Genomic DNA, 15,213 nt, shown 5'->3' with positions numbered 1-15,213 from the left:
TCTGTTTTTAAAAATGCAATTCAAAACATTGGAGAAGTCTTTGTATTTTTAAAAAGAGCAATTATGAAATTGATTCATTTAAATTCTTCTTTGTCTCTCTCTGTTCTTTCAAGCGCATTCGTTAGTTTTTCGATCATTTCTTTATTTCCAAGTTCTTCAGCTTCTTCGAGCGCTTTTTCCAGTTTTTCTTCCTTTTCTTCCAATGATTTCGCAAGTACATCCGTCGATTTTAAGCCAACTGATTGCGATATAGCCGCAAAATCTTTTCCTTGTTCGGCATAGCTTGCAATTTCGTCTACCGTTTTACCACTTGCTTTAGCGATTGCTTGAATTTTTACAATCTCACCGAATCCAAAGCCACTTTCACGCATCTTCCGTACACTTTCTACATCCAATCCTTCAATAAGGGATGCGACCACTTTTGCTTCAATTCGCTTTTCTTTTAGCATTAACTGTGTTTTTTCATCTAATTTTTCTTCGATATCTTTATTGTAGTCTGTCGCTCTGTCCAACTTTTCGGCAAATTTTTGTTTAGTTTCCTTGGACACATCATTGGAACTTACCACTTTAGCTATTTGATCCTCAGCTTTTGATAACGTTTCTGTATACTGATCGATGAGCTTGTTGACGTACTCATCCTTTCCTTGTTGAACCATTTCATTAGATTCTGATAAACGTTCCTGAGCATAAGCAAGTAATAAATCCGCTTTTTTCTCATCATCCGACGTAATTGATAGCTGCAAGCGTTCATTTAACTGATCTATCGTATAAAAAACACTATCGGGTGTCGTACCTGCTGAAACATCTAACTGTTCATCGCTTTCTGCATAGGCAGGTGAACCTACTAGTAAACTTCCTGCCAAAACAGCTGTTACAAAAATTTTTCCTCTGTTATTACTACTTTTCATCCTAAAAATCCTCCTATATCGCATTTTGATTATAGAAGAATTTTGAACGAACTCTAACTATGTATCGAGCCATTCTCCATTCTTCATTTGGTAACCCAGCCACCATAGTGGATAACCACAGTAGGCCTGTAATTTTGCGTCTCTATTTTTCAATAGATTTGCCTTTTTTCAAATGAGGAACGTTTAGTCACAGCCAACCCTTCTCACTTCTCCGCTCTCATCTACTAAGAACATACCATGTCGCTACACGTTAGTAAATGAGACAATCTTCACACTTTTAAAGCAAGAAAAAACAGGAAAGGCTTGTTAATCTAATTTGATTATACAAACCTTCCCTTCAACTTGACTAAATTATTGATTATCTAGATACATTGTTTCTTTCCAACAATGCCACACTCTCCACATGTGTTACCAAAATGGTTGATACATGATCATGAATATCCTAATTTTTCGTAAATGTGTTCCTCCGTCGACAAATAAAAATATACCCAAGTGATTATCGTATATATTAGCACAGAAGGGTTGAGGGCAAGTAGGATAGGAAAGTGGCTAGCGTGTATACTAGTTTAATTTTCGGAAGGAATCAAAAAAATAATTCTTTAATAGAATCGGCCAGTAATTAGAGAATGAATAACGATCTAAAATCCTCTCAAAAATACTTTTTCGCTAATAATTCCGCTGTCCTTGTTGCCAATGCTTGCGTTGTCAACGTAGGATTCGGTCCACCAAGGGAATTGTAATCAACACTATTATCTGCTATAAAGAGACGGTCTACTTGATAGGCCTCACATGAAGTGTCGACGACAAAACCCATTCGCATGGTACTTTGTAAATGAATAAAAAGATTTGGCGGAAGGTCCGCACGATGTACCTTCTTTGCACCCGCTTTTCGTAACATATCTGTCCCAATATGAACCAACTGTTCTCTTCTCTCTTTTGATTTCTTGCTCGGTGTATAGTGTACAATGGGTACCGCTCCGTGTTCATCTTTAATGTGAGGGTCCAGCTCAACACGGTTGTGATATTGCACCTCATCATCTGTAACGATTAGCAGGGTAAGTGTTCTACTATAGTCTTTCATAGCTTCATCAAGCTCGGCACCGACAAGTCTTCCTCGCTGGTCCCATATATCTGAGCTTTGTTCCTGGAGACTGTTGTAGCCGTATTGACTAAACCCGAACAGCAATTGAGCGGTAAGTCCAGGGCTCTCTCCCATATTTTCAATCATGCCAAGACCAGGGTAGTCAAGTCGCGCTGCTGATGTATGCCCAACAAATGGATGAACAGTAGGACTTCCTAAAATCTTCATTAACGTTTGCTCATCAAATGTTCCGGTAACCGTGTCCATATAATGATTTGTCAATCCACGGCCAACCCAAGCATTATACGGCAATTCAGAGTTCAGCCAAAGACGTGGTGTTTCCACACACCCAGCTGCCATCACGACTACCTTCGCGTACAATTCCTCAACTTCACCTGTCCACGTATCCCGTATTTTAACGCCAATTGCACATTCCTTTCCGTTAGCATTACGTTCTGTTAAAACCTTTGTAACAAACGTATTCGGCCTGAAAGTGACATTTCCTGTTTTCATTGCCAAAGGGACATAACTAACAGCTGTAGTCCGTTTTGCCATCTTGTCAAGTTTTGGTCCATATGGGCAACCTTGGCCGCAATGCCCACTTAACGTGCAACCCTCCATATGACTTAATTGTTCTAATGAATAATTTGGATCCATCAAATGCTTGTTGGGTGGTAAAATTGCATTCGGCTGGGGACGGTATCCATTTTTTGTTACGTCCAGTGTTCTATTAATAGAAAAGCCCGCCTTTTCTGCTCCATAATAGAAGAGTGCCTCTTTAGATGTAGTTGGGGCAAATTCAACCGGCAATGTAGCTTCTACTTTTTCATAATATGGAATCAGGTCTTTATAGTGGATCGGCCACTCGTTGTCGATGGCACTCGGAAATGCACGTGGACAGTTGGCATAGTAGTGAAGTGTTGACCCTCCAATTCCTGCAGTCTGCCAGACCATAGCAGGGTCGGGGACGTTTCTGAACCAAGGCGTGCGTCTCCGGTCAGCAGTCCCCCAACGGAATTTACCAGTAACGGGATCATTCATATCCTGTTCAAGTCTGGTCAATTGATTACGGTAGAGTGTACCGTCCAAATCTTCAGGATTGGAACTTTCCTTTGCGAGTCCTCTATTCATATTAGGCTCGAGCCAATTCTTGTTCCCATACCAGGGTCCGGCTTCAAGCACTTGAACACGGATTCCTAATTCCCCAAGTTCTTTGGCAATTACAGGACCGCCCCCACCTGCCCCAATAACAATTACATCAGGATTCGTTTTCATATTTCCCCTCACTTCTATTCATTCTTAATAAAAACCCACGAAAATCGCGATAACCGTAAGATACACCAGGGTAACCGACCCGCTGCCAGTTCATAGGGAAAAATTCCAGACGTCGTTCACTAGGCGGACGCAACCGCGTAGATCCGTAAGCGGGCCATTCCGAATAATATCCAAGCATGGAGAAACGGTTAAGAGCATCTGTTACATTTTTAACTAAACCTGCATTATTCTGAAATGGGGATGGCAAAACATATAGATCAATATTTAGATTTTCAAGTGCAGATAACGTGCGTATTCGATCTCTCCGGGACAGACAGGAAAACATTCCACCCCCTGGAAAAAGACTATGTGGATATGGTTGCGCCTGATACGTATTCATCAGTTGAGTTGCTGCTATATCTAACATTTTAGCTGTGGGGTACGAAAGGGGAACAATAGTGTGGTGCAATGGTTGTTGAATAGAAATGTCATGATCCAAGGAATACATGATGTATTCATGGACCTCCATATTATTAGTAGATTCATAATTGTATTGCTCATAAGAGGATGGAAGTAATGCATCTATAAGTGCTCGAAAACTTGCTTGTGTATACACTTGAGATTGTGTATAAGTGCTAATGATCATCACCTCTTTCTTCAAACTTATTGTATTATACTGTGCCATTTTTATGACTGTACGAGATCCACTTGATTTGTGTGCCTTTCGCGTAAAATTGCAATCTCGCGGGGAGGCAAAAAAATCCCCCGAACGATTCGTCCGAGGGAATATAAATCACACTTCACTATTCAGCTAAAACACACAAATTCATTACCACCAAGCTATTTCAACTCCAACAACGCCACGCCTTCCACATGATTCGTCTGCGGAAACATGTCTACTGGTTGAATTTCCTTTACCTGATAACCATTTTTCACTAAATACTTCATATCGCGAGCTTGTGTTTCTGGGTTACACGAAACATATACAACGCGTTTGGGTTGGAGTTTAACAACACTCGATAAGAACGCTTCATCGCTTCCGCTTCTCGGTGGATCCAAAATAACGACGTCCGCTTGTTCACCGCGTGCTGCCATTTGAACCATGAATTTGCCTGCATCACCTTGATAAAATCTGGCATTCTTCACACCGTTACGTTTCGAGTTTTGTATCGCGTCACGAACTGCGCCTTTATTCAGTTCTACACCAATGACTTTACCTGCTTTTTCGCTTGCAACCAATCCAATTGTACCGATCCCACAGTAAGCATCAATGACGGTTTCTCTTCCAGTCAGATTGGCCATTTCAATCGCTTTTGCATATAGTTTTTCCGTTTGAACAGGATTGATTTGATAGAAAGATGAGGCTGAAATTTCGAACTGCAAACCACAAAGTGTGTCTTTGATTGTGCCTTTGCCAAAAAGGACTTTCTCTTGATCGCCGAGGATCATGCTGTCCGTTCTGGTATTTACGTTCAATAAAATCGTTGAAATCTCTGGGTGTGCTTCTCTTAACGCTTTCACAAAATTCTTCTGGCCCTTAAATATTGGTGAAGCTGCAACGATGACAACCATGATTTCGCCACTGTTTTTGCCGACTCTTACAAGCACATGGCGCAAAAATCCTCGATCTGAATCTTCGTCATATGGCTGCATTTTAAAGGATTTCATCATCCCTTTAATCGTTTGGATAATTTCATCGGCTTTCGGATCATGAATAATGGAACGCTCCATCGGTATGATGCGATGGGAATTCGGTGCGTATAAACCTGTGATGACTTCCTTCTTCTTATTCAAACCAAATGTCATCGTGTTTTTATTACGATAATCATAAGGATGGTCCATCGTAATAATTGGTTTCGGCTTACCGAACGGCTTCATTAAATCGTCCACGACATTCTGCTTGAAGCGAGCCTGGGCCTCATCCGTCATATGGTGAATTTGACACCCCGCACTCTGCGCATAATAGGAAGCTGGTGAACCCGCGCGGTCTCTCGATGGCGTAATGATTCGTTTGAGTTCCGTTTTTGGAAATCGTCCCTTTTGTGAAATGAGTACTTCTGCTTTCTCACCTGGTAAGAAGTTATCTACAGAAAGAGACTTCCCTTCCCACTCAAAAACCCCCTTACCCTCATGCGTTAAACCAGTGCAAGTGACTTCTGCAATCGTTTTTTTCTTCGATTTAGGTTGGTTCTTATGCTGGGGTTTTGAGTTATTCGTTTTTTGATGTGTTCTTTGATTGGCTGGCTTTTTAGTCGAGCTGCGTTTATTTTTCTTCACTTTATTTCTATTGTTTTTTTGTTTCATGTTTATTCACGACCTAACTTTCTTCTTTATATAATATAAATCGATTATTTATTTAAAAAATACATCGGAATTGATAAGTACCAAACATTATAACATTTCCCCATGCAATTAACATGACGGAGCCGTTCTACACATAGGTTGTTTCGCGGGAAGTTTTTTTATTATACATTATCAGTCTACCAATAAATTCCCCGTTCTTTCGGTCATGATCTTTATATGACCATCCCCTATTATTTCTTAAACTTTTTGTCTTAGATACAGAAGTCCAAACAGATCGAGAAAAATTTCATACAGTAGTATAGAAAGGCCCTTTAAGATGGGGTCTTTTAATTCTGGAAGGAGTTGATATGAATGTCACAAAGCTATGGCGGAGGATTCGCGTTAATTGTCGTATTGTTCGTATTATTAATTATCGTTGGTGCAGGAGCATTCAGTTACGGAGGATATGGATATTAATTTAGTTTTGTGTAAATGACGCGCTTGCTTAATAGATACAGATAAGGAGACCCGATTTTAAAAGGGTCTCCTTTTTAAGTTTTTTCAAAATCAATCATTTTATTTTCTTTAGGTACGTAATTATTCTTTATTGTGACACTTAATCCAGCGAGAGGAGATGAAAACTAATCATGTATCAAAAAATAAGAGGGGATTTTCTTCACGTTTTTGCATATTTTCCGGAGTATAATTGGTGCGGGCCAGGATGCCACGGACCAGAAACCCCGGTCAATGCCGTAGATGCTGCCTGCAAAGCCCATGATATGTATTACGATCAATACGGTCCTTCATGTGGTTGCGACCGTGAAGCTACTTTTATTTTGCACTATACAAAAGTAGCGGGACGTTAGTTCAGACCCTAAAAAAATAAACCGTACCCCCTATTTGAGTACGGTTTTATGATTATAAAAATGTAGCTATTTTCTTTAAACATTCATCCGTTGTTTCAGCTGGTGCTTGATCAACTATCTTCACGTTTCTTGAACGCCATTCCACGCTTCTTATTTGATCTGTCAAAATGACACCTTTCACCTTTAACCCGCTTGGAATTTTCACTTCAAAAGGATACCCTTTTTCTTGATTAGTGATCGGACATGCTATTAGAAATGTGTTTTGGTTAAACAACTTAGGAGATAGCACAATAGCTGGTCTATGCCCAGATTGTTCGTGTCCTGATTGTGGACTAAAATTAAGATAAATTAAATCTCCCTTATCAGGTACTTCCATTACCATGCTTCAGACCCTTTAGGTTTTCCCCAATCCACTTTTTCATGTCGGTTTTCAGGCGTGACTTGTGACATTAATTCTTCCAGCGTATATTCTTTCTTTTTAGGCGTAATTTTTAACGAGTGTGCTTCTACTTCTATTTCAACTTCCGACCCTTGTTCGATTGAGAGTTGATTTGAAACGGTGCTTGGAATTCTTACAGCAAGACTATTTCCCCATTTTTGAACTTTTGTGGTTATCTTAATCCTCCCTTTACTTTCCTTTGTCATTATTATACCACCTTTTGCATTATTCGTATATACATAGTATATACAACGTTGTTGCGTTGTATGATATGAAGGTGGCATTATTTAAGAGAAAAAGAAACTGTACCAAGGAATGTGAAGATTATATTGCTCAACTTAATGCATCAGGCAAACCACGAACGAATATTATTAAGCCATATGATCTAACCCTAACTTCATTCGACAAATAAGTTCATAAACATCGAAGCACTTTCATACTATTACTTGATCATATTTTAGACCCCCAGATAGAAAAATCCCCCGAACCATACGTTCGAGGGAACATAAAACAAACTTCAAATTTAACTAAAGTTTCCAAAACCTATTGACCAAGCTATTTCAATTCTATCAAAGCCACACTCTCAATATGTGTTATCATCAACAATTGATATATTTACACGAATATACTAATTTTGCGTAAATGTATTCCCCCATATATGCTGCTATCTTCTAATAACCCACACCTCGATACCTTAATCTTACTCTGCTTTCTTTGTTTATCATTCACTTCCATGACGATTACTTGATAATAGCAGGAGCACACCCTACTTATCTTTTGCAGTAATCACGACGCCAGTCATGGCATCAATGTACCGAATGGGAGTTCTGGTATACTTATCACAAGCTTGATAGACAAGAATGTTGGATTCTGTTTCTTCGTCATAATCTTTGTCCCAAGCTAATTCAAAGTTCAAGTGACTGAGAAATATTTTTTTCGCTTCTTCTTTAGAAATCACTGGTTCTGTGGGAATTTGGCGCAATTGTTCCATATCAAAACTCGGTCCGCTATAATGATCGATCTGTCCTGTTTCACGATTAACTGCGACGATTACTATTTCTAACTCAACGGGTACGCCCTTACCGTTATGAATATGGAAAGAGAATGATTCCGTTTTCCTGAAATCGTCCACTTCTTCTTCATTCTCTCGTACAATTAATTGTAGATATCTATGATAATCTGGAAGGATCATTTGAAGAAAGTCAGTAGCCTTTTGTAAACATTCCTCACGAGTAAGTTTGAGATCGCCACTTCGTTCTTTGAACCACATAAAACTTCTGACTTGTCCTGTTTTACTTGAAATGAAGGCTTTAACCGTATCCTCTGAGCGATTCTTGAAAAAGCCACTTATTGATAAATCATCTTCCTCCATCTTCCAGTTTCGGTCCCGCCATACAACTCCTGTTTCTTCCCCCATATCGACTTCCCGAATGATTTCCATTCCCTCCGTAATACCAACGACCTCTTTTATCGACAAATCTTTTTGTTTGGTCGTATTCGAAGGCGCCGGAAGCGGAATATAAGTTTCTGAAACAGCTTCATCGTGGATAATGCTTAAGGTCGGAGTCAATATATCCGCTCTATATTTCATGAAAGATGGCTCTGGCTCATAGACAAGACGGAGATCATCTTCTTCCACATCATGAACAATCGTATAGAGATTTGTAATCGTTTGCTTAAAATCGAGTCTATTTTGTTCGTGTTCAATCAGTTTTTCTTTTGAAATCAAAGTGGTTGGTATTTCTGGTATATGCCCTGCAACTTTATAAGAAAATGTAACTATATTCCCGACTTGGTCTACATCAATAAAACAACCAGAAGACTTGAGCGGCAAGTTCATGATCATCCGCTCATAGTTAAAGCGAAAGACTTGACCCAACTCTTCCTTTTCATAAAAGGTTAAATCGCTTAAAGCATCAGGGTAGTGACTAAGCAGAAATTGCTCCGCCCGTTCTTTTCGTTCCTCTACATCTAAAGAATCCCCATTGAAATCCCTATCCTCATCCATGTCAATTGATAACTTTGTTAAATTTCCGGCCAAATCGAGATTTATAGTAAGACCTTTATCTTTTTCTTCGTTTGCCCAAGAAAACATGGCCTCCCCTTCACCATTCTCACCTTGAGCATACTCCTCTATGATAGGCTTAAAATCAGCAGGAATTGAGACGAATGATAATGCGCGTTTTCTTAATTTTTCTTTATCCAATTGTGAGACCTCCAATCAAATCTTCATCAGTTAATTCATTTAAGGTATCAAACGTATATCCCTTCCACCCTCTTCTCAATTCCCCCGGAAAATCACTTTCCCTCCATGACGGTAAGTATAATAAAAACAGAGCAAGCCCTTAAGCCTTTCCTCCATATCCTATAAAACCATTCCTAAATCAGTGTTAATTTTAGCTTATTAGAAAAGCCGACTATTTACAAGCATGTATCTTTAATAATAGTGCCTTGACCCTTCCCCAATTATTAACCCCGTATTTCTGCGTAAAAGTAGACCCCCGAGGTCAAAAAGTTCCCCGAACCATTCGTCCGAGGGAACCTAAAACATACTTCATTTATTGTTGGAATCCACTAAACCAATTGCCACCAAGTTATTTCAACTCTATCAACGCCACGCACTCCACATGACTACTCTGTGGAAACATATCAACTGGCTGGATTTGTTTTGTTTCATAACCCGCTTCATCTAAAATTTTCAAATCACGAGCCAATGTTGATGGGTTGCAAGAAACGTAAACGATTCGATCTGGATTCATCCCGACCATTGCATCCAGCAGTTCTTCGTCGCACCCTTTTCTTGGTGGGTCGACAACAATTACATCGGGTCTTAACCCTTGTGCGTGCCACCAAGGCATGACTTTTTCGGCTTGTCCAACGTAAAATTCAGTATTGGTCAATCGGTTGTGCTTCGCATTATCTTTTGCGTTATCGATCGCTTGGCGGACAACCTCAACACCATAAACTTTTTTGGCGTGCTGAGCGAGGAACAAAGATATCGTTCCTATACCGCAATAAGCATCAATGACTGTTTCGTTACCACTTAACTGCGCATACTCTAACGTTTTCGCATACAGCTTTTCCGTTTGCAGTGGATTAATTTGATAGAAAGAAGGTGCGCCGATTTGAAATTCTAAGTCATCTATTCGATCGGTTATCGTATCACTACCCCAAATTGTCTTTGACTCTGGACCCATGATCACATTCGTTTTCTTCGTATTCACATTATGAATGATACTTTTCACGTCCGGGTCGATTGCTTGGATTTTTTCAATAAGTTCCTTCTTTTTAGGAAGTTCTTTCGTGTTGGTCACGAGTATGACCATCATTTCGTTTGTATGTTGTCCTGTTCGTACAATGACATGGCGGATAACGCCTCGGTGGGTGTTCTCGTCATATGGTTCGATATGGAGCTCTTCGAATAGATTCGCCATTTCTTGGATTAACTTATCGTTTTGTGGGTGTTGAACCGGGCAAGAGTCCATGTCGATGATGTTATGGGATCGTTTTTGGTAAAAGCCTGTGATGACTTTACCATCCCGCTTACCGACTGGGATCGATACTTTGTTGCGATAATCCCATGGGTTTTCCATGCCGATTGTTGGATGGACAGGGACATCAGGCAGATGAGCGATTTTCCGCATAACGTCTTTTACTTGTTTTTGTTTCATTTCAAGCTGGCGTTCATAAGTCATATGTTGCAGCTGACAGCCACCGCATTGAAAGAAGATATCGCAAGGCGGTGTTGTCCGGTGCTCACTTTCCTCATACAGTTCGATTAACTTTCCGAAACCGAAGTTTTTCCGCGTTTTGACTACTTTTACCTTCGCTTTTTCACCCGGTAATCCGTATGGAATAAACAAAGGATAGCCATCTACTTTCGCAACGCCGTCTCCTTCATGTGTTAGATCTTCGAATGTAACATCAATATATTGATTTTTTTCTACAGGTGCTTTTGCCATATTTCATTCCGTCCTTTATGTGTTGGTGGTTCCATTATATAGGAAGTAGTTCATTTTTCCCAAATCTAAGTAAAAATCATTCGTTATGTTACATTATTTCTTAAAATGACATCATTACTTAACTATTATGTAATTCCAATAACTTGCTAAGTAATGTATAATACATATAAACAATTCAGAAAATTTTACACTTAACGAATGCGTAATAAATTCTCACTGAATGCTCACAAAAGACTAAGGAGGAGATCTCATGTACATAATTGCCAGAAATATTAATGGTCAAACAGAATACCTAAAAGCCTCAAGTAGTACGTTTAACAAAACATTTGTTGATTACTCTACTGCAGAGAACTTCGTAAAAAAATTGAATAAACATATCCAATCAGACAAGAAATGGTATGTCATGGAAATTGAAAATGAACAGCAGGATGAGATCTTGCCTAAATAATGCCGTATCTTAAATCAAAAAGTAGTTCAAGGAAGGAGCAAGTTTTTCAATTGCGCTCTCTACCTGAACTACTTTATGCTTCGTTCTCTATTCACTCTCTTCGAAATGTTCACGTGGTACAAAAAACTCGATATGTTTATGAAGGTTTGTAAACGTTCCTGGAAGCTTCCCTCCATATTCACCATCAATGTTCAATAACAGTTCATCTCGTGGTTCGACAACAATATGTTTTGCATGGGTATAAATGACTTTATCATCATCAACATGCTGCCCTCTCAACGCTTTGTTCGCCAATAGCAAAAACTCAGCCAAGTTCGTTTTCTTCAGAATCAACAAATCAAAATACCCATCGTTCATGACGGCTCTAGGAGCAAGCTTTTCAAATCCACCAATTGAATTGGTATTCGCAACAAGGAAAAGCATGATTTCTTCTTCACATACATTGCCGTCATAATCAATTCTGACGTAAGCTGGACGTAAGGAAGGAAGCATTTCGACTCCCTTCAAATAATACGCCAGCTGACCCAATAATGCTTTTTGCTTACTGGAAGTCTCGTATGTCAGTTCCGTCAGTTTCCCACCACCGGCGATATTCATAAAATGCTTGTCATTCACTTTTCCGATATCAAGCTTTTTTGAATACCCTTTTAATATCAGCTCAGTCGCTTTTTTGGGATCTCGTGGTAATTTTAACGCTCTGGCGAAATCGTTCGTTGTTCCCATCGGCAAGATTCCAAGCTTCGGGCGGTGAGGCTGGTTTGCATAGCCGTGGATGACTTCATTCAATGTCCCGTCTCCACCAGCTGCAACGACGAGATCATATTGTCGTTCACATGCGGTTTGCGCCGCTGTTGTAGCATCCCCTTCACCTGTTGTGGCATGTGCAGATGTTTCATAGCCTGCCTTCTCCAACATTTCCAATACATCAGGTAAGTATCTTCTCATTCCTTCTTTACCTGAGGTCGGATTATAAATTACGCGAGCACGTTTCATCGTTTCACCTTCGTTCAGCTTGTACTCTTTCGTCGTTGCAAATCATTGTTGTCGGATTATATTCTTTTTATCGTTTATCTATTTCTTCTTTTAAAATTTTGTTGACCATTGGTGGGTTCGCTTGTCCTTTGGTCTTCTTCATCACCTGACCGACAAGGAAGCCAAGGGCACGGTCTTTACCATTCTTATAATCAACGATCGATTGTTCGTTCTCATTCAAGATTTCCGTAATGATTTCACGCAATTGATTTTCATCAGAGATTTGAACGAGACCTTTTTCTTTGACGATTTTTTCTGGGTCGCCGCCTTGCTTCATCAGTTCAGTAATGACTTTTTTCGCAAGTTTACTAGATAGCGTGCCTTCTTCGATCAACTTCGTCATTTTTGCTAAGCTTTCTGGTGTAACTTTCAAGTCATTCAATTCCAATTGTTGCTTGTTCATATGCGCGGAAATATCACCCATCAACCAGTTAGTTGCTTGTTTCGCATCGGCTCCGTGTTTAACGGTTTCTTCAAAGAAATCGGACATTTCTTTTGTTGACGTTAGCACCTCTGCATCATATTGGTCGAGTCCTAGCTCTCCGACATAACGTTTCTTCCGTTCTTCCGGCAGCTCAGGAATCGACTGGCGTACTTGTTCTTTCCACTCATCACTAATATAAAGTGGTACTAAGTCTGGTTCTGGGAAGTAACGATAGTCGTCAGATCCTTCTTTAATCCGCATGAGCACTGTCTCTTTTGTTTTCTCATCATATCGACGGGTTTCTTGTAATATTTCTCCACCCATGCGCAGCACTTTTTCCTGACGTTTTTGTTCGAATTCAAGTCCTTGGCGAACAAAGTTAAAGGAGTTCAAGTTTTTCAGTTCTGTTTTCATCCCGAATTCTTCTTGTCCGACCGGGCGCAAGGATAGGTTCGCATCACAACGAAGGGAGCCTTCTTGCATTTTTACGTCAGAAACACCTGTGAACTGGATAATATTCCGTAGTTTTTCCAAGTACGCATAAGCTTCATCAGGTGTGCGGATGTCTGGTTCCGAAACAATCTCGATCAGTGGTGTTCCTTGACGGTTGTAATCCACATAGGAATAGCCGTCATCACCGTGTGTTAATTTTCCTGCATCTTCTTCCATGTGCAGACGAGTAATACCGATCTTTTTCTTTTTACCGTCGACTTCAATCTCAATCCAACCATTTTCACCGATTGGCTGGTCAAATTGAGAGATTTGATAAGCTTTCGGGTTGTCTGGATAGAAATAGTTTTTTCGGTCGAACTTTGTATCTGTCGCAATGTCACAATTGAGCGCCATTGCAGCTCGCATCGCAAAATTGACCGCTTCTTTATTCAACACTGGCAATACGCCTGGGTAGCCTAAGTCAATTGGATTGACGTTCGAGTTCGGTTCGTCACCAAAAGCGTTTGGGCTCGGGCTGAAAATTTTTGATTTCGTCTTCAGTTCGACGTGTACTTCGAGTCCTATGACTGTTTCAAAGTTCATTCGTTGACACCCCCAATGGCTGGCTTTTGTTTGTGATGCTCTGTTTGTTGCTCGTACGCATGCGCAACACGATAGACATTGCTTTCGTCAAAGTGTTTCCCTATGATTTGCAGTCCAATTGGCATGTCGTTTTCCGGATGGAAACCACAAGGAATAGAGATTGCTGGTACGCCGGCTAAGTTGACTGGAATCGTCAAAATATCATTCGCATACATAGTTAGTGGATCGTCGATTTGTTCACCGATTTTAAATGCTGTTGTCGGTGAAGTTGGTCCAACGATCACATCATAGTTTTCGAAAACTTTTTCAAAGTCCTCTGTAATCAAACGGCGAACTTGCTGTGCTTTTTTGTAATACGCATCATAGTAACCTGAGCTCAATGCGAACGTCCCTAGCATAATCCGACGTTTGACCTCGTCACCGAATCCTTCACTTCTCGATTGCTTGAACATATCGATCAAGTTGTCCGCATTCTCCGCACGTTTTCCATAACGGATTCCGTCGAAACGAGCGAGATTGGCAGAAGCTTCAGAGGAAGCAAGCATGTAGTAGGTTGCGATTGCATATTTCGAGTGTGGTAAAGAAACTTCATCAACTTCAGCACCGAGTTCTTTTAATGTATCAATCGCTTGATTAATTTTATTGGCAACTTCTTCGTCGACGCCTTCTTGGAGATATTCCTTAGGCACAGCGACTTTCAAGCCTTTAATATCACCAGTCAATGCTTCACGGTAATTTGGCACGTCAATGTTTGCACTCGTAGGGTCCATCTCGTCTACCCCAGAAATCACTTCAAGAATTCTTGCGTTATCTTCAACGGTTCTTGTCAATGGGCCGACTTGATCGAGTGATGAAGCGAAAGCTACTAAGCCAAAGCGCGAAACGCGGCCGTATGTAGGCTTCATGCCGACTACACCACAGTAGGATGCTGGTTGACGAACGGAACCGCCTGTATCTGAGCCTAATGCGAATGGAACTTGTCCGGCTGCTACCGCTGCTGCTGAGCCACCGCTTGACCCTCCTGGTACATAATCTTTATTCCATGGATTGGTCGTCTTTTGGTAAGCTGAATTTTCAGTTGAAGAACCCATCGCGAATTCATCCATATTTAATTTACCGATATTGATGGCATTCGCATTTTTGAGCTTCGTAATGACTGTTGCATCATATAAAGGGTCTTCGAAGTTGCTGAGAAATTCACTTGCACACGTCGTTTTTAAATCTTTCGTCATAATATTATCTTTGATTCCAATAGGCATGCCGAACAAGAGGAATTGATCGGCATCGATTCCTTCTTCGTCTAATTGCTTCGCCTCTTCCAATGCCGCTTCTTTATTTAATGTCAAAAAAGCATTTACTTGGTCATCGGTTTCTTCAATCCGGTCAAAGCAAGCTTGTGTTAATTCGGTAACCGTAATTTCCTTGCTGCTTAATTTTTCTTGTAGCTCTTTTATTGTTAAATCTAATAAAGACACCTTGTT

The 15,213-nt window shown here is 40.3% G+C and carries 15 protein-coding genes and 1 riboswitch; of the genes, 3 read left to right on the top strand and 12 right to left on the bottom strand.

The features are described 5' to 3' along the window. Positions 1-74: 74 nt before the first annotated feature. From KQ486_RS10455 to rlmD (KQ486_RS10440), 4 genes are all read right to left on the bottom strand, one after another. Positions 75-908, bottom strand: coding sequence for a DUF5667 domain-containing protein (locus KQ486_RS10455; RefSeq protein ID WP_216687586.1), 834 nt, complete (start codon positions 906-908; stop codon positions 75-77). Between the two features lie 86 nt (positions 909-994). Beyond that, positions 995-1,081, bottom strand: a riboswitch (cyclic di-GMP riboswitch). A 476-nt stretch (positions 1,082-1,557) separates the two neighbouring features. Beyond that, positions 1,558-3,264, bottom strand: coding sequence for a GMC family oxidoreductase N-terminal domain-containing protein (locus KQ486_RS10450; RefSeq protein WP_216687585.1), 1,707 nt, complete (start codon positions 3,262-3,264; stop codon positions 1,558-1,560). After that, on the bottom strand, positions 3,248-3,928 hold the full coding sequence (locus KQ486_RS10445; RefSeq protein WP_216687584.1) for a hypothetical protein: 681 nt from the start codon (positions 3,926-3,928) through the stop codon (positions 3,248-3,250). Before KQ486_RS10445 ends, KQ486_RS10450 begins: the two co-directional genes overlap by 17 nt. 155 nt (positions 3,929-4,083) lie before the next feature. After that, positions 4,084-5,547: a 23S rRNA (uracil(1939)-C(5))-methyltransferase RlmD gene (gene rlmD, locus KQ486_RS10440; RefSeq protein ID WP_216687583.1), complete on the bottom strand. Its 1,464-nt coding sequence runs from the start codon at positions 5,545-5,547 to the stop codon at positions 4,084-4,086. 351 nt (positions 5,548-5,898) lie between these two features. Between rlmD (KQ486_RS10440) and KQ486_RS10435 the strand changes: the two genes are divergently transcribed. Next, a complete protein-coding gene (locus KQ486_RS10435) occupies positions 5,899-6,003 on the top strand; it encodes a YjcZ family sporulation protein (RefSeq protein ID WP_144161970.1) in 105 nt (34 codons plus the stop codon). A gap of 170 nt (positions 6,004-6,173) precedes the next feature. Beyond that, positions 6,174-6,392, top strand: coding sequence for a hypothetical protein (locus KQ486_RS14395; protein WP_246569289.1), 219 nt, complete (start codon positions 6,174-6,176; stop codon positions 6,390-6,392). 52 nt (positions 6,393-6,444) lie between these two features. Here KQ486_RS14395 and KQ486_RS10430 read toward each other — a convergent pair whose 3' ends face one another. The 5 genes from KQ486_RS10430 to rlmD (KQ486_RS10415) all read right to left on the bottom strand — a co-directional run bounded on the left by KQ486_RS10430 (position 6,445) and on the right by rlmD (KQ486_RS10415) (position 10,793). Next, entirely contained in the window at positions 6,445-6,768 is a 324-nt protein-coding gene (locus KQ486_RS10430) for a type II toxin-antitoxin system PemK/MazF family toxin (protein WP_216687588.1), read from the bottom strand. Further along, entirely contained in the window at positions 6,768-7,037 is a 270-nt protein-coding gene (locus tag KQ486_RS10425; protein ID WP_216687582.1) for an AbrB/MazE/SpoVT family DNA-binding domain-containing protein, read from the bottom strand. Before KQ486_RS10425 ends, KQ486_RS10430 begins: the two co-directional genes overlap by 1 nt. Positions 7,038-7,597: 560 nt before the next feature. After that, complete coding sequence (locus KQ486_RS10420; protein ID WP_216687581.1) at positions 7,598-9,037, bottom strand: YcdB/YcdC domain-containing protein; 1,440 nt, start codon at positions 9,035-9,037, stop codon at positions 7,598-7,600. Then, positions 9,030-9,167, bottom strand: a complete 138-nt coding sequence (locus tag KQ486_RS14720) for a DUF6429 family protein (RefSeq protein WP_446053829.1) — start codon at positions 9,165-9,167, stop codon at positions 9,030-9,032. Before KQ486_RS14720 ends, KQ486_RS10420 begins: the two co-directional genes overlap by 8 nt. A 258-nt stretch (positions 9,168-9,425) precedes the next feature. Further along, complete coding sequence (rlmD, locus tag KQ486_RS10415; protein WP_216687580.1) at positions 9,426-10,793, bottom strand: 23S rRNA (uracil(1939)-C(5))-methyltransferase RlmD; 1,368 nt, start codon at positions 10,791-10,793, stop codon at positions 9,426-9,428. A 250-nt stretch (positions 10,794-11,043) separates the two neighbouring features. Here rlmD (KQ486_RS10415) and KQ486_RS10410 point away from each other — a divergent pair, with 250 nt between their 5' ends. Further along, positions 11,044-11,241, top strand: a complete 198-nt coding sequence (locus KQ486_RS10410) for a hypothetical protein (RefSeq protein WP_216687579.1) — start codon at positions 11,044-11,046, stop codon at positions 11,239-11,241. An 87-nt stretch (positions 11,242-11,328) separates the two neighbouring features. Here KQ486_RS10410 and KQ486_RS10405 read toward each other — a convergent pair whose 3' ends face one another. From KQ486_RS10405 to gatA, 3 genes are all read right to left on the bottom strand, one after another. Then, positions 11,329-12,234, bottom strand: coding sequence for a diacylglycerol kinase (locus tag KQ486_RS10405; RefSeq protein WP_216687578.1), 906 nt, complete (start codon positions 12,232-12,234; stop codon positions 11,329-11,331). 67 nt (positions 12,235-12,301) lie between these two features. Further along, complete coding sequence (gene gatB, locus KQ486_RS10400) at positions 12,302-13,732, bottom strand: Asp-tRNA(Asn)/Glu-tRNA(Gln) amidotransferase subunit GatB (RefSeq protein WP_216687577.1); 1,431 nt, start codon at positions 13,730-13,732, stop codon at positions 12,302-12,304. Then, positions 13,729-15,207, bottom strand: coding sequence for an Asp-tRNA(Asn)/Glu-tRNA(Gln) amidotransferase subunit GatA (gene gatA / locus KQ486_RS10395; protein WP_216687576.1), 1,479 nt, complete (start codon positions 15,205-15,207; stop codon positions 13,729-13,731). Before gatA ends, gatB begins: the two co-directional genes overlap by 4 nt. Between the last annotated feature and the right edge of the window lie 6 nt (positions 15,208-15,213).

The organism is Allobacillus halotolerans (genome assembly GCF_018967645.1).
Lineage (GTDB): Bacteria > Bacillota > Bacilli > Bacillales > Alkalibacillaceae > Allobacillus > Allobacillus halotolerans.
This window is presented reverse-complemented; position numbering and strand designations above follow the sequence as displayed.